Source organism: Stenotrophomonas sp. YJH_SMC_138 (assembly GCF_059369855.1).
Window position 1 is genome coordinate 1 of sequence record NZ_JCAFTB010000009.1, and the last position, 23,010, is coordinate 23,010.

19 protein-coding genes are annotated in these 23,010 nt (G+C 68.3%); 12 read left to right on the forward strand and 7 right to left on the reverse strand.

Annotated features, from left to right (window positions below; genetic code table 11):
• Positions 1-426: 426 nt before the first annotated feature.
• Positions 427-1,638 (reverse strand): tyrosine--tRNA ligase, encoded by a 1,212-nt coding sequence (tyrS, locus tag AC5P7I_RS16990; RefSeq protein WP_014035711.1) that lies wholly within the window; start codon positions 1,636-1,638, stop codon positions 427-429.
• Positions 1,639-1,805: 167 nt separating this feature from the next.
• Here tyrS and AC5P7I_RS16995 point away from each other — a divergent pair, with 167 nt between their 5' ends.
• Entirely contained in the window at positions 1,806-3,278 is a 1,473-nt protein-coding gene (locus tag AC5P7I_RS16995) for a M23 family metallopeptidase (protein ID WP_032961400.1), read from the forward strand.
• 66 nt (positions 3,279-3,344) lie between these two features.
• A complete protein-coding gene (locus AC5P7I_RS17000) occupies positions 3,345-4,472 on the forward strand; it encodes an anhydro-N-acetylmuramic acid kinase (RefSeq protein WP_262087972.1) in 1,128 nt (375 codons plus the stop codon).
• Between the two features lie 116 nt (positions 4,473-4,588).
• On the opposite strand, the gene AC5P7I_RS17005 is transcribed toward AC5P7I_RS17000, so the two are convergent.
• The 3 genes from AC5P7I_RS17005 to AC5P7I_RS17015 form a co-directional block, all read right to left on the reverse strand.
• Positions 4,589-4,819: a hypothetical protein gene (locus AC5P7I_RS17005; protein WP_014645678.1), complete on the reverse strand. Its 231-nt coding sequence runs from the start codon at positions 4,817-4,819 to the stop codon at positions 4,589-4,591.
• A gap of 78 nt (positions 4,820-4,897) precedes the next feature.
• Positions 4,898-6,271, reverse strand: a complete 1,374-nt coding sequence (locus AC5P7I_RS17010; protein ID WP_180835369.1) for an AmpG family muropeptide MFS transporter — start codon at positions 6,269-6,271, stop codon at positions 4,898-4,900.
• Positions 6,268-7,068 (reverse strand): exodeoxyribonuclease III, encoded by an 801-nt coding sequence (locus tag AC5P7I_RS17015; protein ID WP_049405785.1) that lies wholly within the window; start codon positions 7,066-7,068, stop codon positions 6,268-6,270. The genes AC5P7I_RS17010 and AC5P7I_RS17015 overlap by 4 nt, the downstream gene beginning before the upstream one ends.
• A 159-nt stretch (positions 7,069-7,227) precedes the next feature.
• Here AC5P7I_RS17015 and pyrE point away from each other — a divergent pair, with 159 nt between their 5' ends.
• The 8 genes from pyrE (at position 7,228) to AC5P7I_RS17055 (ending at position 16,724) form a co-directional block, all read left to right on the forward strand.
• Entirely contained in the window at positions 7,228-7,887 is a 660-nt protein-coding gene (gene pyrE / locus AC5P7I_RS17020) for an orotate phosphoribosyltransferase (RefSeq protein WP_014645675.1), read from the forward strand.
• A gap of 18 nt (positions 7,888-7,905) precedes the next feature.
• Positions 7,906-8,568 carry a hypothetical protein gene (locus tag AC5P7I_RS17025; protein ID WP_262087971.1) on the forward strand — a complete coding sequence of 221 codons (663 nt, stop codon included), beginning with the start codon at positions 7,906-7,908 and terminating at the stop codon, positions 8,566-8,568.
• A 221-nt stretch (positions 8,569-8,789) separates the two neighbouring features.
• On the forward strand, positions 8,790-8,882 hold the full coding sequence (locus AC5P7I_RS17030; RefSeq protein ID WP_005407770.1) for a potassium-transporting ATPase subunit F: 93 nt from the start codon (positions 8,790-8,792) through the stop codon (positions 8,880-8,882).
• A gap of 11 nt (positions 8,883-8,893) precedes the next feature.
• Positions 8,894-10,603 (forward strand): potassium-transporting ATPase subunit KdpA, encoded by a 1,710-nt coding sequence (kdpA, locus tag AC5P7I_RS17035; RefSeq protein WP_014645673.1) that lies wholly within the window; start codon positions 8,894-8,896, stop codon positions 10,601-10,603.
• 10 nt (positions 10,604-10,613) lie between these two features.
• Positions 10,614-12,671: a potassium-transporting ATPase subunit KdpB gene (kdpB, locus tag AC5P7I_RS17040; protein ID WP_014645672.1), complete on the forward strand. Its 2,058-nt coding sequence runs from the start codon at positions 10,614-10,616 to the stop codon at positions 12,669-12,671.
• The gene (kdpC, locus tag AC5P7I_RS17045; RefSeq protein ID WP_014645671.1) at positions 12,668-13,318 is read left to right on the forward strand and encodes a potassium-transporting ATPase subunit KdpC; all 651 of its coding nucleotides are present in this window, start codon (positions 12,668-12,670) and stop codon (positions 13,316-13,318) included. Before kdpB ends, kdpC begins: the two co-directional genes overlap by 4 nt.
• Positions 13,319-13,369: 51 nt before the next feature.
• Entirely contained in the window at positions 13,370-16,030 is a 2,661-nt protein-coding gene (locus tag AC5P7I_RS17050; RefSeq protein ID WP_262087970.1) for a sensor histidine kinase KdpD, read from the forward strand.
• Positions 16,011-16,724 carry a response regulator transcription factor gene (locus tag AC5P7I_RS17055; protein WP_032961423.1) on the forward strand — a complete coding sequence of 238 codons (714 nt, stop codon included), beginning with the start codon at positions 16,011-16,013 and terminating at the stop codon, positions 16,722-16,724. The genes AC5P7I_RS17050 and AC5P7I_RS17055 overlap by 20 nt, the downstream gene beginning before the upstream one ends.
• Positions 16,725-17,198: 474 nt before the next feature.
• On the opposite strand, the gene AC5P7I_RS17060 is transcribed toward AC5P7I_RS17055, so the two are convergent.
• Genes AC5P7I_RS17060 through coaBC form a run of 3 tightly spaced genes read right to left on the reverse strand, consistent with a single transcriptional unit; the run spans position 17,199 to position 21,319 of the window.
• Positions 17,199-19,547, reverse strand: a complete 2,349-nt coding sequence (locus AC5P7I_RS17060) for a phosphomannomutase/phosphoglucomutase (protein WP_262087969.1) — start codon at positions 19,545-19,547, stop codon at positions 17,199-17,201.
• A 12-nt stretch (positions 19,548-19,559) separates the two neighbouring features.
• A complete protein-coding gene (dut, locus tag AC5P7I_RS17065; RefSeq protein ID WP_014035700.1) occupies positions 19,560-20,033 on the reverse strand; it encodes a dUTP diphosphatase in 474 nt (157 codons plus the stop codon).
• Complete coding sequence (gene coaBC / locus AC5P7I_RS17070; RefSeq protein WP_014645667.1) at positions 20,030-21,319, reverse strand: bifunctional phosphopantothenoylcysteine decarboxylase/phosphopantothenate--cysteine ligase CoaBC; 1,290 nt, start codon at positions 21,317-21,319, stop codon at positions 20,030-20,032. Before coaBC ends, dut begins: the two co-directional genes overlap by 4 nt.
• 199 nt (positions 21,320-21,518) lie before the next feature.
• Here coaBC and AC5P7I_RS17075 point away from each other — a divergent pair, with 199 nt between their 5' ends.
• Together AC5P7I_RS17075 and radC are read left to right on the forward strand one after the other, a co-directional pair.
• Positions 21,519-22,145, forward strand: coding sequence for a response regulator (locus tag AC5P7I_RS17075; RefSeq protein ID WP_014645666.1), 627 nt, complete (start codon positions 21,519-21,521; stop codon positions 22,143-22,145).
• 70 nt (positions 22,146-22,215) lie between these two features.
• Positions 22,216-22,920, forward strand: coding sequence for a RadC family protein (gene radC, locus AC5P7I_RS17080; RefSeq protein ID WP_014035697.1), 705 nt, complete (start codon positions 22,216-22,218; stop codon positions 22,918-22,920).
• Positions 22,921-23,010: the final 90 nt, after the last annotated feature.

Consider the following 23,010-nt stretch of genomic DNA (forward strand, 5'->3'; position numbering starts at 1 on the left):
AAACGTCTGCAAGATGGACAATCATCCTTCCTGCAGGCGCCTTCACAAGATACCTGCGCATACTTTCAAAGATCCGGGGAAGTGGCCTCAGCGCCGTTCCCGTGTGCTGCGAAGTTTCCTTCGTAGCGAGCCGCCCATTATGCCAGACTTTTTCAGTCCGTCAACACCTTCGTTCGATCATCTCGTTCGGCGGTGGCGGGCACCCTGATGTCGCTGAAGCCCCTTGGTGGCGACCCCTGCGACGGGGGAGGAGAAGTATGGCCCCATCCACATCATTTGTGAAGGGGGTGTGGCGATTTTTTTCACCGGATGTTGCATCTGTTCATCCGTCGCGCTGCGGTAGAAACCCGCGAAGCGCAGCCAAGCGTAGGCTTGGCTCTACAAGAGCATAAGGAAGGGCCGGCTGGCGCCGGCCCTTCCCTGCTGTCAGGCAGTGACCAGGCGCACGCGGGCGAAAGTACGCTTGCCGACCTGCAGCAGGCCTTCGAAGCCCGGCTGCAGCACCTGCTGGCCATCTTCGACCACTTCACCGTCGACCTTGACCGCGCGCTCCTTGAGCTTGCGATTGGCTTCAGAGTTGCTCGGGGTCAGGCCGGCCGCCGTCAGCAGCGCAGCGATACGCAGTCCTTCGGCCGGAATCGCCACGTCCTGCAGCGGCAGCTGGGTAATGTCACCCTGCCCGGTCACCGCTGCTTCCCAGCCTGCAATGGCCTGCTCGGCCGCGGCGGCGTCGTGGAAACGGGTCGCCAGTTCACGCGCCAGGCGCAGCTTGACCACACGCGGGTTCAAGCCGCCATTGGCCACCTGCTCGCGCAGCTGCACGGCTTCGGCCTGGCTGATGTCGAAGGACAGCAGTTCGATCCAGCGCCACATCAGGGTGTCGTCCACCTTCATGGTCTTGGTGACGATGTCGATGGCCGGCTCGCTGATACCAATGTAGTTGCCCAGCGACTTGGACATCTTGTTGACGCCGTCCAGGCCTTCCAGCAGCGGCATGGTCAGCACCACCTGCGGCTTCTGGCCGTGGTGTTCCTGCAGGCCACGGCCCATCAGCAGGTTGAACTTCTGGTCGGTACCGCCCAGTTCGACGTCGGCCTCCAGGGCCACCGAATCGTAGCCCTGCACCAGCGGGTACAGGAACTCGTGGATGGCGATGGACTGCTGGGCGGCATAGCGCTTGGCGAAGTCGTCGCGCTCGAGCATGCGCGCCACGGTGTGCTGGCCGGCCAGGCGGATCATGTCGGCCGCGCCCATCTTGCCGAACCACTCCGAGTTGAAGCGGACTTCGGTACGGCTGCGGTCGAGCACCTTGAACACCTGTTCCTCGTAGGTACGGGCGTTGGCGAGCACGTCATCGCGGCTGAGCGGTTTGCGGGTCAGGCTCTTGCCGGACGGGTCGCCGATCATGCCGGTGAAGTCGCCGATCAGGAAAATGACCTGGTGGCCCAGGTCCTGGAACTGGCGCATCTTGTTCAGCAGCACCGTATGGCCCAGGTGCAGGTCGGGCGCGGTGGGGTCGAAGCCGGCCTTGATCCGCAGCGGACGGCCTTCCTGCAGGCGCGCACGCAGATCCTCGAGCTTGAGGATCTCGTCGGCACCACGGCCGATCAGGGCAAGGGCTTCTTCAATCGAGGACACGTGACTACTCCCGGCAACGCCGATTCTTGTGTGGGGTGTTAAAGCGAAGTTAACCCGATTGGCTTCACAAAAGCCAATGGGCACAAGGGTTTGACGCGGTTTTCTGAGGTGTCTATGGTAACCGGCGATCAGGCCCGCACTCCCAGGCCGCCAGGAAAAAACTGCCGATGCACAATTCCGAACAAGGGCGCGCACGCAAGCAGCGCTTCCAGGAACGCCTCCACGTCCTGCACGACAACACCCTGCATCGGAAGCTCAGGCAACATCTTCCCGCCGCCTTCAATGAGCGCTGGACCCGCCGCCATTGGATGCATGCCAGCCTGTTTGCGACCATCGGCGCCCTGGTGGCGACGATCGTCCCCGGTTTCTCGCACACCATCGATGCCCCCTACGCCGACAGCCACACCAGCCTGGCGCTGCCGTTGCCGCCGCTGACCATGGCCCGCCAGCAGCAGGTGCCGGGTGACAGCTGGCAGGTGCTGCGCGTGCAGCGTGGCCAGACCCTGAGCGACCTGTTCGACAAGGCTGGCATTCCGGCCACCACCCTGCACCGGGTGCTGGACCACCCCGGCGCGCGTGAGGCGTTGACCAAGCTGCGCCCGGGTGCCGAGATCGCCTTCGACATGCCGCTGTCCGGCGACCTGCGCAGCATCCGTTTCGACCGCGATGCCGACAACCGCGTGGAACTGAGCCTGGCCGGCGATGACATCAAGGAGAAAGTGACCAAGCGCGAGTCCTCCACGCGCACCGTGGTCACCAGCGGCGAGATCACCAGTTCGCTGTATGCCGCGGCCCGACGGGCCGGGCTGTCGCCGTCGGCAATCGCGACGATGACCGACGACATCTTCAAGTACGACATCGACTTCTCCAAGGACCTGCAGCCGGGCGACCGCTTCAGCGTGGTGATGGATGAAACCTGGCGCGAAGGCGAGAAGGTGGACACCAGCAAGATCCTGGCGGCGACCTTCACCACCGGTGGCAAGACCTATTCCGGCTTCCGCTTCGACCGCAACGGCAAGTCCGAGTACTACGACATCAACGGCCGTTCGCTGAAGAAGAGCTTCATCCGCATGCCGATCCCGTTCGCGCGGCTGAGTTCGACCTTCGGCGCGCGCAAGCACCCGGTGCTGGGCAAGATGCGCATGCACAAGGGCGTGGACTACGCCGCGCGCACCGGCACTCCGATCATGGCCGCGGGCGATGCCCGCGTGCAGTTCGCCGGCGTGCAGCGCGGCTACGGCAACGTGGTGATCCTCGACCATGGCCGCGGCCACACCACCCTGTACGGCCACATGTCGCGCTTTGCGAACATCAGGACCGGCCAGCGCGTGGCCCAGGGCACGGTGATCGGCTATGTCGGCTCGACCGGCCTGGCGACCGGCCCGCACCTGCACTACGAATTCCGCGTCAACGGCGAGCACCGCAACCCGCTGACCGTGACCATGCCGCCGCCGGAACCGCTGAAGGGCGCCGAGCTGGTCGCCTTCCGCGCGCAGACCGCGCCGGCGATGGCGCGCATCCAGGGCATGGAGAAGCTGATCTACGCCGACGCCAGCCCGGCACCGACCAGCCGCGACGAGGCTGCGCCCGAGGTGGCCAGCGCCAAGGACAAGCAGGCGACCGGCCGCAAGCGCGGCTGAGCGTCTTGCGTTGACGAAGAAGGACGCGGCAGCCCAAGCTTGCCGCGTCCTTTTTTTATGCCTGCCATGAACACGACTGCCGACGCTGACGCCCCCCTGTACCTTGGCCTGATGTCGGGCACCAGCGCCGATGGCATCGATGCCGCGCTGGTGCAGTTCCCCGCCGGCGATGGCTGCCGCTTCGTGCACGGCCTGACCGCCCGCTGGGAGCCGGTGCTGCGCGCGCGGCTGGTGGCGCTGGGCGAAGGTGGCCCGCTGGAGTCGCTGGAGGAACTGGGCGAACTGGACGCGCGGATCGCGATCAACTTCGCCGGGGCCGCCAATCAACTGCTGGCCGAGGCCGGCGTGGACCGCAGCCAGGTGCGCGCGATCGGCTCGCACGGCCAGACCGTGCGCCACCGCCCGCTGGCCGACCCGGCGTTCACCGTGCAGCTGGGCGACGGCAACCGCATTGCCGAACTGACCGGGATCACGACGGTATCCGACTTCCGCCGCCGCGACGTGGCGGCCGGGGGCCACGGTGCGCCGCTGATGCCGGCCTTCCACCTGGGCATGCTGGGCACCGCCGACGAAGACCGCGCGGTGCTCAACCTGGGCGGCATCGCCAACCTGACCCTGATCCCGCGCGAAGGCGCGGTGCGTGGCTTCGATACCGGCCCGGCCAATGCGCTGATGGACGCCTGGTGCCAGCGCCATACCGGCCGCACCTTCGATGCCGATGGCGCTTACGCTGCCAGTGGCACGTTGGACGAGGGCCTGCTGGCCGGCTGGCGCTCGGACCCGTGGTTCGCGCTGCCGCCGCCGAAGAGCACCGGGCGCGAACAGTTTCACCTGTCCTGGGCCGAAGCCCACATGGGGGAAGGCGAGTACGCCGCTGCCGATGTGCAGGCCACCCTGCTGGAGCTGACCGTGGCGACCGTGGCCGATGCGTTGCTGGCGCAGCAGCCGCAGACCCGGCGCCTGCTGGTCTGTGGCGGCGGTGTGCGCAACCGGCAGCTGATGAAGCGGCTGGCGGCGCGGCTGCCGGAGGTGCAGGTTGAGTCCAGCGCGGTGCATGGGCTGGACCCGGAGTACGTGGAGGCGATGGGTTTCGCCTGGCTGGCGCAGCGGACGATGGACGGGCTGGCGGGCAACCTGCCGAGCGTGACCGGGGCAACGGGCCCGCGGATCCTGGGGGCGATCCACCTGGCGTGAGGTGGGCCGTCCGCGCAGGTGAGGCGCCGTTGTAGAGCCGAGCCCTGCTCGGCTTAGCGCGGGCCGGGCCGGGCCGGGCCAAGAGCAGCCGAGCATGGCTCGGCTCTACAAAGGCGCTAATCGAAGCCCTGCCCTGCCGGCAGGGCCTGCAGGGCGGCAATCGCGGCGGAGAGGGCGTCCACTTCGGGATCGCCGAAGCCGGAGCGGACCTCCAGTTCACTGCTGAACAGCCCCTGCTCCAGCAAGGCGGCGCAGGTCTGTTCGTGGGTCCAGCCGCGGGCGACCGCGACCCGTCGGATGCGTTCCAGCAGCAGCGGGTCCAGGTCCCGCAGCACAACGTCGGCCATGCTCACTTCCCCGTTCGCAAGGCACCGCCCCCTCGGCGCGTCGGGGGCGATGATCCCGCAGTCCGGGCGGGCAGGCAATCAGGTCGAGCTGGCGGCCTGGCGACGACGCTGCTGCAGGATCAGCAGGGCGCACAGGATCACCACCGGGATCGCCACCAGCGCGGTACCGACGAAGAACAGCGCGTAGCCTTCCAGCAGCGTCCGGCCTTGTGCGAGCGCCTGTACCGACCACCCTGAGAGCCCCTTGAGCGCCTTGCCGGGCATCGCGTAGAACGAGCTCAGCAGCGCGTACTGGGTTGCCGTGTATCCGATGCTGGTCAGGCTCGACATATAGGCGATCAGCGCCGTACCGGCGAAACCGCTGGCGAAGTTGTCGATGGCCATGGCCACGGCGAAATGGGTTGTGTCCGGGCCGGAATAGGCCAGCCAGGCAAACGCCAGGTTGGAGGCCGGCCCCAGCACGGCGCCCACCATCAGCGCCGCCAGCACGCCCCAGCGCACCGAAACCAGGCCCGCCGCAGCAATGCCGACGAAGGTCGCGACCAGGCCCACCGAGCCACGCACGGCGCCCACGGTGTCCTCGTCCAGGCCGAGATCGACATAGAAGGGGTTGGCCATCGGCCCCATGACGAAGTCGGCCATGCGATAGATGCTGATGGCCACCAGGATCAGGATCGCGCCGCTGCGGTGTTCGCGGACGAAGGCGATGAACGGCCCGGCCACGGCGTCGAACAGACCGCGTGGCGTCCACAGCGAGGTCGCCTGTGCCTGCACGGCAGCCACTTCCCGCGCGGGTTCGCGGGCCATGAGCACGGCCACCACGCCAAGCGCCATCAGCACGGCCATGATCTCGTAGGAGACCTGCCAGCCGACACGGGCCGCGATGATCAGGATCAGCGCATCGGTGACCAGCAAGGCAGTGCGGTAGCCCAGCGCCGAGGATGAGGTCAGCAGGCCGAGCTGCTCGCTGTTGTCAGCGCTTTCGATGCGCCAGGCATCGATGACGATGTCCTGGGTGGCCGAAGCAAACGCCACGATCACGGCCATCACGCCGAATACGACGATGTGCTGCCAGTCGACACCCAGGAACTGGATCTGGCCGCCCTTGGGCTGGACCAGTGCCATGCCGACCAGCCCCACCACCACGACCAGCTGCGACAGCAGCATCCAGCCGCGGCGGCGGCCGAAACGACCGAACAGAGGCACGTCGGTCTTGTCGACGATCGGCGCCCACAGGAACTTCATGGTGTAGGCCAGCCCGACCCATGACAAGAAACCGATCGTGCTCAGCTCGATGCCTTCCTTGCGCATCCAGAAGCCAAGCGTGTTGCCCACCAGATAGATGGGCAGGCCCGAACTGAAACCGAGCAGCAGCATCGCCAGCACCTTGCGCTGGCTCAGGTTGGACAACACCTGCTGCCACGGTCGGCGCGGCGTGGCGGCCTCGGTCACAGGTCGTAGTCCACGGTGAACGGGGCGTGGTCGGAGAAGCGCTCGTCGCGGTAGATCGAGCAGCTGCGCAGTCGGTCACGCAGGCCCGGGGTGATGAACTGGTAGTCGATGCGCCAACCGACATTGTTGGCACGGGCCGCGCCACGGTTGCTCCACCAGGTGTAGTCCTCGCCGGTGGGGTTGAGCAGGCGATAGGCGTCGGCCCAACCACGGCCGGCGGCGACATCGGTGGCCTGGCCGTGGTCGGCGCACAGCGCGTTGAGCCAGTCGCGCTCCTCCGGCAGGCAGCCGGAGTTCTTCTGGTTGGACTTCCAATTCTTGATGTCCAGCGCCGAACGCACGATGTTCCAGTCACCGCACAGCACGTAGTCGCGGCCGCTGCGCGCCCACGCTTCGAGGATCGGCCGCAGCCATTCCATCACTTCGAACTTGAAGCCCTGGCGCAGGTCGCCCGAGCTGCCCGACGGGATATAGAAGGAGACCACGCTGAGATTGCCGTAGCGCGCCTCGATGTAGCGGCCTTCGTCGTCGAACGGCGCCCAGCCCAGCGAGGTGATGACCTGGTCCGGTTCGCGCTTGCTGTAGATCGCCACGCCGCTGTAGCCCTTCTTGGTGATGGCATCGCGATAGAAGCAGTGGTGGCCGTCCGGACGGAACATCGGGTCGGTCAGCTGGTCTTCCTGGGCCTTGGTTTCCTGGATGCACAGGACGTCGGCGTCCTGGGCACGGAACCAGTCGAGGAAGCCCTTGGTCGCGGCGGAACGGATGCCATTGGCGTTGAAACTGATGATGCGCATGCGGGGGACCTGCGGCGGGAAACCGGGCAAGCATACCGGTTGCCCGCAGGGCTGCGCAGTCCGCCAGGCCGGGCCTGGACGGCTTCATGGCGCTGGACGAGCGCGAAACGCCCAGCTGGATTAGGATTTGTGCTCCAAATGAAGATGAATCGAGTTTTGATGAGCGACCACCGCCACCGTTTCCTGCAGCTGGCCCTGACTGCCGACGCCCTGCGCTTCGGCCAGTTCACCCTCAAGTCCGGCCGGCTGAGCCCCTATTTCTTCAACGCCGGTCGTTTCGACTCCGGTTCGCTGCTGTCGCAGCTCGGCGCCTGCTACGCCGATGCCATCGATGCCACCGGGATCAAGTACGACGTGGTGTTCGGCCCGGCCTACAAGGGCATTCCGCTGGCCACCGCGATGGCCTGCGAGCTGGCCCAGCGTGGCCGCGACCTGCCGCTGTCGTTCAACCGCAAGGAAGCCAAGGACCATGGTGAAGGCGGCCAGCTGATCGGCGCCGACATGAATGGCAAGCGCGTGCTGATCGTCGATGACGTGATCACCGCCGGTACCGCGATCCGCGAAGCGCTGGGCATCATCCGCGCTGCCGGCGGCACCCCGGCCGGCATCGTGGTGGCACTGGACCGCCAGGAGATCGCCTCGGAAGCCGACCGTCGCTCGGCGGCACAGTCGGTGGCCGAAGAAGCCGGCATTCCGGTGATCGCCGTGGCATCGCTGGCCGATCTGCTTGATTTCGCCTCCGGCAACCCGGAACTTGTCGGTTACCGGCAGCCGCTGGAAGCCTACCGGGCCCAGTACGGCGTCCGTTCGATCCGCTGACCGACCAGGGGAAAGGTCATGTCCCGAGTTCCTGCTGTTCTCTTTGCCGGCCTGCTGCTGGCCGTGCTGTTCACCGTGCCGGCGCAGTCGCGCGACGGCGGCAAGGTGGAAAAGAAGCTGTACTGCTGGAACGAGGGCAAGGAGCGGATCTGCAGTGATTCGCTGCCGGCCGATGCGGTCAATCACGCCCGCGAGGAGTTCAACGCGAAGAGCGGCCTGCGCAATGCGCAGGTCCAGCGCGCGTTGACCGACGAGGAGCGCGCCGCAGCCAGCACCGTGGCACAGCAGCAGCAGCTGGACCTGATGGCCGAGCAGACCCGCCAGCGCACCGAACAGGCGATGCTGTCCACCTATGGCAGCGAGGACGACCTGCGCCGGGTGTTCGCCGAACGCCAGGAAGTGCTGGACAACAACCTGAAGACCGCCGAGTACAACGTCACCAGCCTGCGCGAATCGCTGGTGGCGCTGCTGTCGGCCGCCGGTGACCGCGAACTGGCCGGTGGCAAGGTGGCCGACAAGCAGGCCGAGGCGATCCGCCAGCGGCACGTGCAACTGCAGTCGCAGCAACGCCTGCAGGCCGGATTCCTGCAGCAGCAGCAGGCGCTGAAGGCCGAGATCGACAGCACGCTGCAGCGCTATCGCGAGCTGAAGGGCGTGGCGCAGGCGAGCCAGGCGCCGTGATTCGCCTGTAGCGTCGGGCCCACGCTCGACTCCGCGTGACCTTGGGAAAGGGCAGCCGAGCATGGGCTCGGCTCTACAGCAGGCGGCGCGTGGTTACGGGTTGGCCCACGGAATTTATGCACTCTTTACGCGTCGGCCCGGTCCGGCGCGTAGTGCGTTTATGGGCGGCAGGACGACGATGACGGCCTGAGGTGGAGGGGTTCCACCAGGTCGCTATTGAAATGTCCCCCTGGCTGTCTTTGTTGTGTGGCGTGCTGGTGCTGGTCGCCGCCGCCTATCTTCTCTATGTCGTGCTGCGGCCCGAATCGTTCTAACGGAGCCGGCCATGACTGAGATGCTTGTCATTCTTGCCGCCAGCCTGCTGCTGGCGTGGCCGCTGGGCCTGTACCTGGCCCGCGTGATGCGCGGCACGCCGATGAAGGTCGACGTGCTGTTCAACTGGATCGAAAAGCCGTTGTACAAGGTGTTCGGCGTCGATCCCTCGCGCGCGATGTCCTGGCGCGGCTACGTGCTGGCCTTCGTGCTGAGCAACGTGGTGGTCGCTGTGTTGACCCAGGCGGTGTTCATGACCCAGGCCTGGTTGCCACTGAACCCGGACCAGATCCCGAACATGCGCTGGGACACCGCGCTGCACACGATGATCTCGTTCCTGACCAACACCAACCAGCAGCACTATTCGGGCCAGGCGCAGCTGTCCTACCTCTCGCAGATGACCGGCATCACCGGCCTGCAGGTGGTGACGCCGATGATGGGCCTGGCGCTGGCGGTGGCGACGCTGCGCGCGTTGTTCTCGCGTGCGCCGCAGGCTGCGGCGGCCACCGGTGCCGGCGATGACCGCCAGGTGGCGGTAGGCAACTACTACGTGGACGTGGTGCGCCTGTGCGTGCGTTTCCTGTTGCCGCTGTGCCTGGTGTGGACCCTGCTGCTGACCAGCCAGGGTGTGCCGTCGACGATGGCCGGTGGCCCGCAGGCCACGCCGATCGATGCCAGCGCCGGCATGACCGGACAGAAGCTGCCGCTGGGCCCGGTGGCGGCGATGGTCGCGGCCAAGCAGCTTGGCGCCAACGGTGGCGGCTGGTACGGCCCGAACAGCAGCTTCCCGCTGGAGAACCCGACCCCGCTGTCGAACGCGCTGGAAATCGTCGGCATCCTGCTGGTGCCGATGGCGGTGATCTTCATGATCGGCGCGTTCACCGGCCGGCGTCGCTTCGGCGCCCTGGTGTTCAGCTGCATGCTGGGCATGTCGCTGCTTTCCACCGGCGCGATGATGTGGAGCGAAGGGCATAGCGCCAGCGCCGCCACCCCGCTGCTGATGGAAGGCAAGGAGGTGCGCTTCGGCGCCGACGGCACGGCGCTGTGGGCGGCGGTGACTACCCAGGTCTCCAATGGCTCGGTGAACGGCATGCACGATTCGCTGGCGCCGCTGAGCGGTGGCATCGCGATGGTCAACATGCTGGTCAGCGCGATCTGGGGCGGCATCGGCTGTGGCCTGCAGCAGTTCATCGTCTATCTGCTGCTGGGTGTGTTCCTGGCCGGGTTGATGACCGGGCGCACGCCGGAACTGTTCGGCCGCAAGCTGGAGACGCCCCAGGTGCGCCTGCTGGCCCTGCTGGTGCTGCTGCAGCCGATCACCCTGCTGGTGTTCACTGCGATCACCCTGGCCGTGCCCGGCCTGGCCGGCACCTCCAACCCCGGCTTCCATGGCATCAGCCAGGTGTTCTACGAGTATGTCTCGGCCTACGCCAACAACGGTTCGGGCTTCGAAGGACTGGGTGACGCCACGCTGTGGTGGAACCTGAGCTGCTCGCTGGTACTGCTGCTGGGCCGCTTCCCGCTGCTGATCATTCCGCTGGTGGTGGCCGCACAGCTGGCCGCCAAGCGCCAGGCGCCGGAGTCTGCCGGCAGCCTGCAGATCGAAACCCCGACCTTCGCCCTGACCCTGGTCTCGGTGATCGTCATCCTGACCGTGCTGCAGTTCATGCCGGCGCTGGTACTCGGCCCGATCGCCGATCACCTGAGCCTGGGACTGCGCTGAGGACACCCTGATGAGTACCCAAGCAAGTTCAACCCGTAGTACCCATGCACCGCGCCCTGCCCTGCTTGATGGCGCCGGCCTGCGCCGTGCGCTGGTCGAAGCGGTGCGCAAGCTGGCGCCGATGCATCTGGTGCGCAGCCCGGTGATGGCGGTGGTGATGGCCGGCACGATTGTCGCCGCGATCGTCACCCTGACCGGCAATGCACCGCTGGGCTTCGGCCTGGCGGTAACCGCCATCCTGCTGGTGACCGTGCTGTTCGGCAATTTCGCCGAGGCAGTGGCCGAAGCGCGTGGCCGTGGCCAGGCCGCCTCGCTGCGCCGTGCCCGCCAGGACCTGGTGGCGCGCCGGCTGGCGGCGCCGCAGCCGGGCGCAGCCGAAGCCCAGGTGCCGGCCGCCGAGCTGCGCCCGGGCGACCATGTGATCGTCAGTGCCGGTGAGCTGGTGCCGGCCGATGGCGAGATCGTGCAGGGCCTGGCCACCATCAACGAAGCGGCAGTGACCGGCGAATCGGCACCGGTGCTGCGCGAGGCTGGTACCGACCGTTCCGGTGTGATCGGTGGCACCAAGGTGCTGTCCGACCAGATCATCGTGCGGGTGACCGCCGAGCCGGGCCACAGCTTCCTGGACCGCATGATCGCGCTGGTGGAAGGTGCCAATCGCCAGAAGACCCCCAACGAGATCGCGCTGACCCTGCTGCTGGCGGCGATGACGCTGACCTTCCTGGTGGTGGTGGCCACGTTGCCGGCGATCGGCGCGGCCGTGGGCGTGCAGGTCGATCCACTGCTGCTGATCGCACTGCTGGTGTGCCTGATCCCGACCACCATCGGCGGCCTGCTGCCGGCCATCGGCATCGCCGGCATGAACCGTGCGCTGGCTGCCAACGTGCTGGCCAAGTCGGGCAAGGCGGTGGAAGTGGCCGGCGACGTCGACGTGCTGCTGCTGGACAAGACCGGCACCATCACCTACGGCGACCGCCAGGCCAGCCACTTCCATCCGCTGGCCGGCATCGACGCCAGCCAGCTGCGCGAGGCGGCACTGCTGTCCTCGCTGGCCGACCCGACCCCGGAAGGCAAGTCGATCGTGCGCCTGGCGCGCGAACAGGGCTGCGCCACCGCCGAGCCGGACCGTGCCGACTACCTGGCGTTCAGTGCCCAGACCCGGATGTCCGGCGTCGATCTGGAGCATGGGCGGCAGATCCGCAAGGGCGCTGCCGATGCGATCCGCACCCACGTGCAGGCGCTCGGCGGCAGCGTGCCGGCTGAACTGGCCGGCCGCGTCGAGCAGGTCGCGCGCAATGGCGCCACCCCGCTGGTGGTGGCCGAGGGCCGCCACGTGCTGGGCGTGATCGAGCTGTCGGACGTGGTCAAGCACGGCATGCGCGAGAAGTTCGCACAGCTGCGGGCGATGGGCATCCGCACGGTGATGATCACCGGCGACAACCCGCTGACCGCTGCCGCCATCGCCGCCGAAGCGGGCGTTGATGACTACATCGCCGAGGCCCGTCCGGAAGACAAGCTGGCACGCATCCGCCAGGAACAGGCCGGTGGCCGCCTGGTGGCGATGGTGGGCGATGGCACCAACGATGCTCCCGCGCTGGCCCAGGCCGACATCGGCCTGGCGATGAACTCCGGCACGCAGGCGGCGAAGGAGGCCGGCAACATGGTCGACCTCGATTCAGACCCGGCCAAGCTGCTGGCGGTCGTGGAAGTGGGCAAGCAGCAGCTGATCACCCGCGGTGCGCTGACCACCTTCTCGCTGGCCAACGACGTGTCCAAGTACTTCGCGATCCTGCCGGCGCTGTTTGCCGCTGCGGTTCCGGCCATGGCCGCACTGAACGTGATGCAGCTGTCGAGCCCACGCAACGCGGTGCTGGCGGCGCTGATCTTCAACGCGCTGGTGATTCCCGCGCTGATCCCGCTCGCCCTGCGTGGCGTGCGCTTCCGTCCGGCCACGGCCACCGCGCTGCTGCGCCGGAACATGCTGGTGTACGGCCTCGGCGGCGTGCTGTTGCCGTTCGCGGCGATCAAGCTGATCGACCTCTTCCTTGTCCTGGTATTCGGCGCATGAACCGTTCTGCTTCCACCTCCACCACCCTGCCCCGCGAACCGAAGGCCGAAGCCCGCGTGGCCAGCCTGCAGGACGGCGCCGGCTGGCGCCCGGCGATCGGCCTGGGCCTGGCTACCCTGCTGCTGGCCGGCGCAGTCTACGCCGGCATCGCCACCGGTTTCGCCGGCCTGGCCTACCCCACCCAGGCCGAGGGCAGCCTGCTGCGCGATGGCAACGGCCAGGTGCGCGGCTCGGCCTGGCTGTCGCAGCCGTTCACCGGTGATGGCTACTTCCAGGCACGGCCGTCGGCGGCCAACTACGACCCGATGGCCGCGGCCGGTTCCAACCTGGCGCGCAGCAACCCGGCGCTGGCCGAGCGTGTTGCCGCCAGCACGGCGGCGGTGGCCGCGCGCGAAGGTGTCGCCCCGGCGCAGGTGCCGGCCGACCTGGTCACCCAGTCCGGCGGCGGGCTGGATCCGCAGCTGTCGCCGGCGGCGGCGCAGCTGCAGGTGGCACGCGTGGCACGTGCCCGCGGCCTGCCGGTGGAGCGCGTGCAGGCCTTGGTGCAGGCACATACTGAAGGGCGCCAGTGGGGCGTGTTCGGCCAGCCGCGGGTGAACGTGGTGACGCTGAACTTCGCGCTGGACCATGCGGCCAAGGCGCCGTGATGCCGGCCTGCATCGGCTGCGCGCACAATGGCGGCCATGACAGCGGCCCCCATGACTGATGCGCGTACCCGCCAGGCCGATGCCCTGGTGGAAGGCCTGCAACGCGAAGCCGGTGGCAAGCTGACCGTGTTCCTCGGCGCTGCGCCGGGTGTGGGCAAGACCTACACCATGCTGACCCGTGCCCAGGAGCAGCTGCGCCGCGGCGTGGACCTGGTGGTCGGGCTGGTGGAAACCCATGGCCGCGCCGAAACCCAGGCCCTGCTGGAAGGTCTGCCGCAGCTGCCGTTGAAGGACGTGGCCTATCACGGCCACGCGCTGCAGGAGATGGACCTGGATGCCGTGCTGGCACGGCATCCAGCGCTGGTGCTGGTGGACGAACTGGCCCATCGCAATGCGCCCGGCAGCCGCCATGAGCGGCGCTGGCAGGATGTGATGGAGCTGCTCGACGCCGGCATCGACGTCTGGACCACGGTCAACATCCAGCATCTGGAAAGCCTCAACGACGTGGTGATGCGCATCACCGGCGTGCGGGTCAGCGAGACCGTGCCCGATGGCGTGCTCGATCGCCTGCACGACATCGTGCTGGTCGATCTGCCGCCGCGCGAACTGATCGCGCGCCTGCAGCAGGGCAAGGTCTATGTGCCCGAACAGGCCGCGCAGGCGCTGCAGGCGTTCTTCTCGCCGGCCAACCTGACCGCCCTGCGTGAGCTGGCGATGCAGGAAGCCGCCGACCGCGTCGACAGCAGCCTGCGTGAAACCCGCGCCGCACGGGGCGAAGGCAACCTGCCGCTGCGGCGCGGCGTGCTGGTGGCCATCGATGGCGGCGGCCAGAGCGAGTACCTGGTGCGGGTGGCGCGCCGCATCGCCGAGCGCCGCGACGCACCGTGGACGGTGGTGACCGTGCAGGGCCGGCGCCAGGACGAGGCCACGCGGCGCGAGATCGATGCGGCCTTCGCCCTGGCACGGCGCCTGGGTGGCGACGCCGAACTGCTGCACGGATCGAGCATCGCCGATACCCTGCTGGACCATGCAGCGCACAACGGCGTATCGACCCTGGTGCTGGGGCGCACCCGTGAGCGCCCGCTGGCGCGGATGTTCAACCGAACCCTGACCCAGCAGCTGATCCAGCGCGGGGCGCACTACGAGATCACCATCATCAGCACGCCGCAGGCCCGGGCGCGCTCGCGCCGCGAGGGTCTGCTGCCACCGATGCGCGGCATCAGCTACGAGCCGGTACAGGCACTGATCGCCACCGCGCTGGCCTGTGCGGTGGCTTGGCTGGCCGAACGCTGGGTCGGCATGGCCGACCTGTCGATGGTATTCATCGTGGCAGTGGTGCTGGTGGCGGCGCGCACGCGTGCCAGCGTGGCGGTGATGGCGGCGATCCTGTGCTTCCTGGCCTACAACTTCCTGTTCATCGCGCCCCGCTTCACCTTCGCCATCGGTGCGCGCCAGGGCGTGATCACCGTGTTCCTGTTCCTGGCCGCCGCCTTGGTGGCCGGACGGCTGGCCTCGCGCCTGCGCATGCAGGTCATTGCGCTGCGTGCGGCCAATCGCCATGCACGTGCACGCCAGCAGCTGGGCCGTCAGCTGGCCAGCGCCGCTGGCAACGGCGAGGTGGCACAGGCAGGTCGGCATGCCTTGGAGCAGGCGATGGATGTGCCGGCGTGGCTGCGGATCGGCGCGGACACTGCCGCCGGTGGCCGCAGCCAACCCGGCGATACCGACCTGGCTGCCGCCGACTGGGCGCTGCGCCACGGCCAGCCCAGCGGCCGCTTCACCGACACCCTGGCCGGTGCGCAGTGGTGGTTCCTGCCATTGCTGGATGGCGAAGATCGCGCGATCGGCGTGGCCGGCCTGTACCTGCCCGGCGCACAGGCACGCCTGCTGCCCGAACAGCGGCAGCTTGCCGAAGCGATGGTCGATGACATCGCGCAGGCCGCACTGCGTACCCGGCTGGTGGCCGAACTGGAACAGGCGCATGTCAGCAACGAGACCGAGCGGTTGCGCTCGGCCCTGCTCTCTTCGGTGTCGCACGACCTGCGCTCTCCACTGGCGGCGATGATCGGTTCGGCCGACAGCCTGGCCAGTTACGGCGCGGCGATGGACACGGCCGATCGCCGTGCCCTGCTGGACACCATCCTGGTCGAAGGCGAGCGGCTGGACCGCTACATCCAGAACCTGCTGGACATGACCCGCCTTGGCCACGAAGGTCTGAAGATCAACCGTGACTGGATCGGCGTGGACGAACTGATCGGCTCGGCCGCACGGCGCCTGCAGCGCTACCAGCCCAAGGTGCGGCTGGAGCTGGACATTCCGTCCACGCTGGCGCCGATCTGGGTACACCCGGCGCTGGTCGAACAGGCCGTGTTCAACGTGATGGAGAACGCGGCCAAGTTCTCGCCGCCCGACGCCGCCGTGCAGGTGCAGGCGCGCGAACTGGACGGCCAGCTGCGCATCGACGTGATCGATGCCGGCCCCGGCATTCCCGACGACGAGCGCGCGCGCATCTTCGACATGTTCTACAGCGTCGAGCGCGGCGACCGCGGCCGCCACGGCACCGGCCTGGGCCTGACCATCTGCCAGGGCATGATCGGCGCACATGGCGGCAGCGTGCAGGCGCTGCCCGGACGCGACGGTCGCGGTACCCTGATCCGCATCACCCTGCCCCTGCTCAAGCCAGCCTCCCACGATGAGCCCGACCCCGATTGATGCCAGCGTGCCGGCCGCGCGCGTGCTGGTGATCGATGATGAAACCCAGATCCGCCGGTTCCTGGACATCAGCCTGCGCGCGCAGGGCTACCAGGTGCGACAGGCCGCCACCGGCCAGGAAGGCCTGCAGCTGGCCGCCAGCGAGGACATGGACCTGGTGATCCTGGATATCGGCCTGCCGGACATGGAAGGCCACGAGGTACTTGAACAGCTGCGGCAGTGGAGCCAGGTGCCGGTGATCATGCTGACCGTGCGCGCCGGCGAAGCCGAGAAGGTGCGCGCACTGGATACCGGCGCCAACGACTACGTGACCAAGCCGTTCGGCACGCAGGAACTGATGGCACGGGTGCGGGCGCTGCTGCGCACGCGCAGCGTACCCAGTGATGGCACGCCACCGGTGTTCGACGACGGCCACCTGCGCGTGGACCTGGTGCGCCGCGAAGTCGCCCTGCAGGGTGAACCGGTGGCGTTGACCCGCAAGGAATACGCGTTGCTGTCGCTGCTGCTGCGCAATGCCGGGCGGGTGGTGACACAGCCGCAGATCCTGCAGGAGATCTGGGGGCCGACCCACCAGCACGATACCCATTACCTGCGCATCCTGGTCGGCAAGCTGCGGCACAAGCTGGGCGATTCGGCGCTGGATTCACGCTACCTGTTCACCGAACCGGGCGTGGGCTTGCGATTCAAGGGGTGAGGGTGTGCCGAACAACGGTCGGCACCCACCAAAGCAAATTCGGAAGAGCATCCACGCATGGCGTGGATCTCTGCTGTGTCGACCAAGGTCGACACCTACCAGGAGCAGTTCATGCGGTTCGGACAGATCGCGGAAATCTGTCGAAGGCGGGGTGGGTCCGGTTGCGGGGGCGTGAGCCGCATGGGCCCGAGGTATGCCTCGGGCGGGTTGGGCAGGACGCCCAACCCCGGTCTTGCCATGTGCGCACGACTGCGCACACGAGCAAGCGGCGACCGAGCTTACATGGGTGAGGGCGCTTTGCTTGCGAAGCACTGCTTCGCAAGCGCCCGAACGCCCAGCCGCCACCGGCTGGGCCGGGCCCCGGAGGGGGACTTGCAGCGTCCCCCGTAACCGGACCCACCCCGCATCCCACGGATAGCCGGCCTTTGACGTTGACGTTGATTCGGCGGGTGCCGGGCGCCGCCCGGCCCCACCTCAGAACCCCAGCGGGGTGTCGCCCAGCACCGGCTGCAGCTGGCTGCGGAACAAGACCTTGATGCGCTCGAGTGCGGCCTCGTCGTTGCCTTCGAACCGCAGCACCAGCACCGGCGTGGTGTTGGAGGCGCGCACCAGGCCCCAGCCATCGGCGAAGTCCACGCGCAGGCCATCGATGGTCGACAGGCGGCCCCCCACATACGGGTTGTCCGGCGACTGCGCCGCCGCCACCAGCATCGCCACCAACGCATGCGGCGTCCCGTCGGCCACCGCTACCTTCAGCTCCGGCGTGGCGACCATCTCCGGCAGTTCGCCCAGTACTTCGTCCGGGGTTTCCTCGCGCTGGGCCAGGATCTCCAGCAGGCGCGCAGCGGCGTACAGGCCGTCGTCGAAACCGAACCAGCGTTCCTTGAAGAAGAAGTGGCCGCTCATCTCACCAGCCAGCTCGGCATCGGTCTCGCGCATCTTCGCCTTCATCAGCGAATGCCCGGTCTTCCACATCAGCGGGCTGCCACCGTTGCGCAGCACATGGTCGGACAGCTTGCCGGTGCACTTGACGTCGTAGATCACCATCGCGCCCGGATTGCGCATCAGCACGTCGGCAGCGAACAGCATCAGCAGGCGGTCGGCATAGATGATCCTGCCTTCGCCGGTGACCACGCCCAACCGGTCGCCGTCGCCATCGAAGGCTACGCCGAGGTCGGCGCCGAAGCGCTTGACCGTCTGCACCAGGTCTTCCAGGTTGGCCGGCTCGCTCGGGTCGGGATGATGGTTGGGGAAGGTGCCATCGACATCGCAGTACAGCGGAATGACGTCGGCGCCGATTGCTTCCAGCAGCTGCGGGGCCAGTGCGCCGGCCACGCCATTGCCGGCATCGGCCACGACCTTCAGCGGACGGTCCAGCTGCACGTCATCGGCGATGCGCTGGATGTAGTCGGCACTGACATCGCGCTGCTGGTAGTCACCCGGCTCGGCGGACTGCACCAGGCGGCCCTCGACGATGCGCTGGTAGAGGTCGGTGATCGCATCGCCGGACAGCGTCTCGCCGCCGATCACCACCTTGAAGCCGTTGTACTCGGGCGGGTTGTGGCTGCCGGTGACCGCCACGCAGGTGCCGGTACGCAGATGGAAGGCGGCGTAGTACACGAGCGGGGTCGGCGCCAGGCCGATATCGATCACCGCGCAGCCGGCACGGCGCAGGCCCTCGGCCAGCCCGGCCGTCAGCTCGGGTCCGGACAGGCGGCCATCGCGCCCGATCACCACCTCGCGCAGGCCCTGCTCCAGTGCCACGGTGCCGATGGCCTGGCCGATCAGCGCCGCGGTCTTGGGTGTCAGTTCGCTGCCCACCACGCCGCGGATGTCATAGGCGCGGAAGATGCCGGCGGCCAGCTCTTCGGCAGGCACCGGCGGTGGCGGCGGTGGCGTGGCATCGCCACTGCCGGTCACGGCGGCCACCGGTGGCGGCGCCTGCTGCAGGCTCTCGCTCAGGGTCGGGCCATGGTCGGCCTCGGACGCGGCGGCGCGGCGCGGCAACGGCAGCGACTTCGGCAGCCGGTCGCGCCCCACCACCAGCAGCACGGCAATGAACGCCAGCAGCAACGCCACAATGGCGCTGGCCAGCGCGCCCAGGCCGAGCGGACCGGCCTCGACATTCGGCACCGACGCGACCAGCCGCAACGGCGTGCCTGCAACCGGGCGCGCCAGCGCTTCCGCACTTTCGGCCAGGCTCGGGTCGCCCTGGGTGACCAGATCGAATGCTCCCTGGCGCAGGCCGAGGAAACCGGCGGACGGCGCGCTGACCTGGTCGAGCGGCGACGTCAGCCGCAGCAGCGGTTGGCGGACATAGATGACGGCCGGCCCCAGGCTGCCCAGCTGCACCGGCGCGGCCAGGCCCAGGCGGTTGCCGCCGCCGTCGCGGACCACGCGCAGGCTTGGCCTGGCCTCGGCCAGCGCCGCTTCCAGCAGCGCCAGGCGGGAATACCCGAAGGTGGCCGGATCAGCATAGGCGTTGGCCAGATCGGCCGCCAGCACCTCGACCTGCTCGACTCCGGTCCAGCTCTCGCGAACGGCCAGCGCCGCCGCAGCGGCGTCGCCGGCCTGCAGCGCCTGCTGCACGCGATCGTTCTTCAACTGCTGCTGCAGCTGCTGCAACTGGCCCGCAGCAGCCTGCTGCAGGCCCTGCACGGCCTGGTCACGCGCCTCTTCCAGCGCCTGCCCGTTGGCCTCCTGCCGCCATTGCTGCACCGCGCTCCATCCGAACCAGCCGGCCAACAGGATCAACAGCACCCCCAGTAGAGGTGCACTGCGACCCAACGACCGTCCCCGCTGTCCTTCCCCGATGCCGCTCATCGATGTCCCCTGTCAACGCACCCCGGTATGGCCGAATCCACCCGCGCCCCGCACGCTGTCGGTGAAAGTATCCACTACCTGCAGGCTGACGCGGGCGATCGGAACCACCACCAGCTGCGCGATGCGATCGCCCGGCTCGATGGTGAAGGCCTCGCGGCCACGGTTCCAGACGCTGATCAGCAGCGGCCCCTGGTAGTCGGCATCGATCAGGCCGGTGCCGTTGCCCAGCACGATGCCATGCCGATGGCCCAGCCCGGAACGCGGCAGGATCACCGCGCACAGGTTCGGGTCGGCAATATGGATGGCCAGGCCGCTGGGCACCAGCGCGGTGTCGCCCGGCTGCAGGGTCAGCGCGGTATCCAGCGCCGCGCGCAGGTCCATGCCGGCACTGGCCTCGGTGGCATAGGCCGGCAGCGGCCAGCTGTCGCCGAAGCGCGGATCGAGCAGCTTGACCTGCAGCGGGTGGGAAGTGGATGCCTGGGTCATGCCTGGAGTCTCCGCGCGATCAGCGCCAGCAGTTGTTCGGCCAGCTCGCGCTTGGAAGTGGCCGGGAATACCTGTTCGCCGTCCTGCCAGAAGGCCGTGGCGGCATTGTTGTCGCTCTCGAAACCGCCGCCACTGATGCCGACCTGGTTGGCGATCACCAGGTCCAGGCGCTTGTCGACCAGTTTGCCGCGCGCGTATTTCTCCACGTCGTGGGTCTCGGCGGCGAAGCCGACCACCAGCTTCAGCGACTGCGTCTGTGCAGCGACTTCGGCGAGGATGTCCGGCGTGCGCACCAGTTCGATCACCAGCGACTGGCTGTCGGCGGTCTTCTTCAGCTTCTGCGCGGCGACCTGGCGCGGCGTGTAGTCGGACACCGCGGCGGCACCGATATAGATGTCGGCGGGCAGCGACTTCAGTACGGCATCGCGCATCTGCGCGGCCGAGCGCACGTCGATACGCTGCACGCCCGGCGGCGTCGGCAGCTGTACCGGACCGCTGACCAGCACCACCTGCGCGCCCAGCGCGGCAGCAGCGGCGGCCAGGGCAAAGCCCATCTTGCCGCTGCTGCGGTTGCCGACGTAACGCACCGGATCGATGTCTTCGTAGGTCGGGCCGGCACTGATCAGCAGGCGCAGCCCCTGCAGGGCACGGGTTTCCGGCGCGGCAACCGTCGCAGCGGCGCCGCCATTGGCGGCCAGCGCGGCCACGATGTCGCCGGGTTCGGCCAGCCGGCCGGGACCGGATTCACCTTCGGCCAGCGGGCCATCGACCGGGCCGATCACCTGCGCACCACGCTGGCGCAGCAGGGCGATGTTGGCCTGGGTGGCCGGATGCAGCCACATGCGATGGTTCATCGCCGGGCAGATCGTCAGCGGTGCGGTGCTGGCCAGGCACAGGGTGCTGACCAGGTCATCGGCATGGCCCTGGGCCAGCCGGGCCAGCAGATCGGCGGTTCCCGGCGCGACCACGATGCGGTCCGCCCAGCGGGCCAGCTCGATGTGGCCCATGGCCTGTTCGGCGGCGCTGTCCCACAGCGTGGTGCGGGTCGGCTGCCCGGACAGGGCCTGGAAACTGAGGGGGGTGACGAACTGCTGGGCGCCGGCGGTCATCGCCACCTGCACCTGGGCGCCCGCATCACGCAGGCGTCGCACCAGTTCCAGGGCCTTGTAGGCCGCGATCCCGCCTCCGACGCACAACAGCAGTTTCTGGCCTTCCAGCGCGCGGCCGGGCGCGGGGGAAGCGTTGGGGGAGTCAGCCACCTGGAATTCCTGTGCAAACGAGGGCATTAGCTTACCCGATGGTCGGTAATGTCCCGGTGCACAGCGCACATAGCGGGCAGCTATCAGCAGATGGGACTTGCACCACAGCGCTTCCGGGGTTCACGACACTGCGATTCGGAACTTTCCTATACCTGTAGGCCGGCCACGTTTGCAGAATCGTCAGTGGCCGCCGCAGGTGTGCCGCTTCGCTTTTCGAGGATTCCGCGTGCACCCGCGCATCATCATCGCCGACGACCATCCCGTCGTCCTGCACGGCATCCGCATCGTGCTGCAGACCCACCTGATGGAGGTCGTCGGCAGCGCGCGTGACGGCGCCGAGCTGCTGCAGCTGGTCGAGCACCACGGCTGCGACGCGGTGCTGACCGACCTCTCCATGCCGGGCACCGGCCCGGATGGCCCGGAACTGATCGCTGAACTGCGCGCACGCCACCCGCGCATGCCCGTGGTGGTGCTTACCGGCGCCCGCCACCCCGGCCTGCTCGATGGCCTGCTGCGTGAGGGTGTCAGCGGCCTGGTCGACAAGTGCGCCGATTTCGGCGAGTTGCCGCAGGCCCTGAACGCGGCCATGGCAGGGCAGGTGTTCGTCTCGCAGCAGCTGCGCCACCACCTGCAGGCGCGCGACCTGATGTTCGCGCGCGAACCGGCGGCGCTGTCCGCCCGCGAACAGGAAGTGCTGGACCTGTTGGCCGCCGGGCTGAAAGTGAACGCCATCGCCGTCCACTGCGGCCGCAGCCCCAAGACGATCAGCCGGCAGAAGGCCGAGGCCAAGCGCAAGCTGGGGCTGCAGAACAACCAGGAGCTGTTCGCCTACCTGCAGTCGCGACGCGACTGAGGCAACGGCCGACCCGGGCATGCGTCCTGCCCTGATGGGCCGCATCGCCCCCACTGGCGATGATGCAGGCATGCCCATCCACGACTGGCCCGAACAGGAACGTCCCCGCGAGAAGCTGATCGCACGCGGCCCCGCCACGCTGTCCGACGCAGAACTGCTGGCACTGTTCCTCGGCTCCGGCTTCGGTGGACGCGATGCGGTGCAGACCGCGCGCGACCTGCTGCAGGCGCACGGTCCCCTGCGTGTGCTGCTGGACCGCCCGGCCCGCGAGCTGGCCCGGTTGCCGGGGCTGGGCCCTGCTCGAAGCTGTGCACTGGCCGCCGGGCTGGAACTGGCCCACCGCTATCTGGCGGCCGAACTTCAGCAGGGCGAGGCCGTCGGCAACAACCCCGCTGCGGTCGGCCGCTATCTGCAGCACCGCCTGCGCGGCCAGGCCCGCGAGATCTTCATGGCGCTGTTCCTGGACAACCGCCACCGCCTGATCGCCTGCGAAGAACTGTTCCAGGGCACCATCAATGCCGCCCCGGTCTATCCCCGCGAGGTGGTGCGTCGAGCCCTGCTGCACAATGCGGCAGCGGTGATCCTCAGCCACAATCACCCTTCCGGCGACCCCGAGCCCTCCGGCGCCGATACCCGCATCACCGATGAACTGCAGCAGGCGCTGGCACTGGTGGACGTGCGCCTGCTCGACCACTTCGTGGTCGGCGAGGGCCGCCCCGTTTCATTTGCTGAACGGGGCCTGCTGTCCCCGCCCCAGCCGCGCCTGTTCGGCTGAACGGCCCTGGTCAGGGCCGGGCGGGCGCCCCGCAGGCATGTCCTGGTCAGCGTGGGCGCGGGCATCTGCGCTAAAATGGGCGATTCCGCC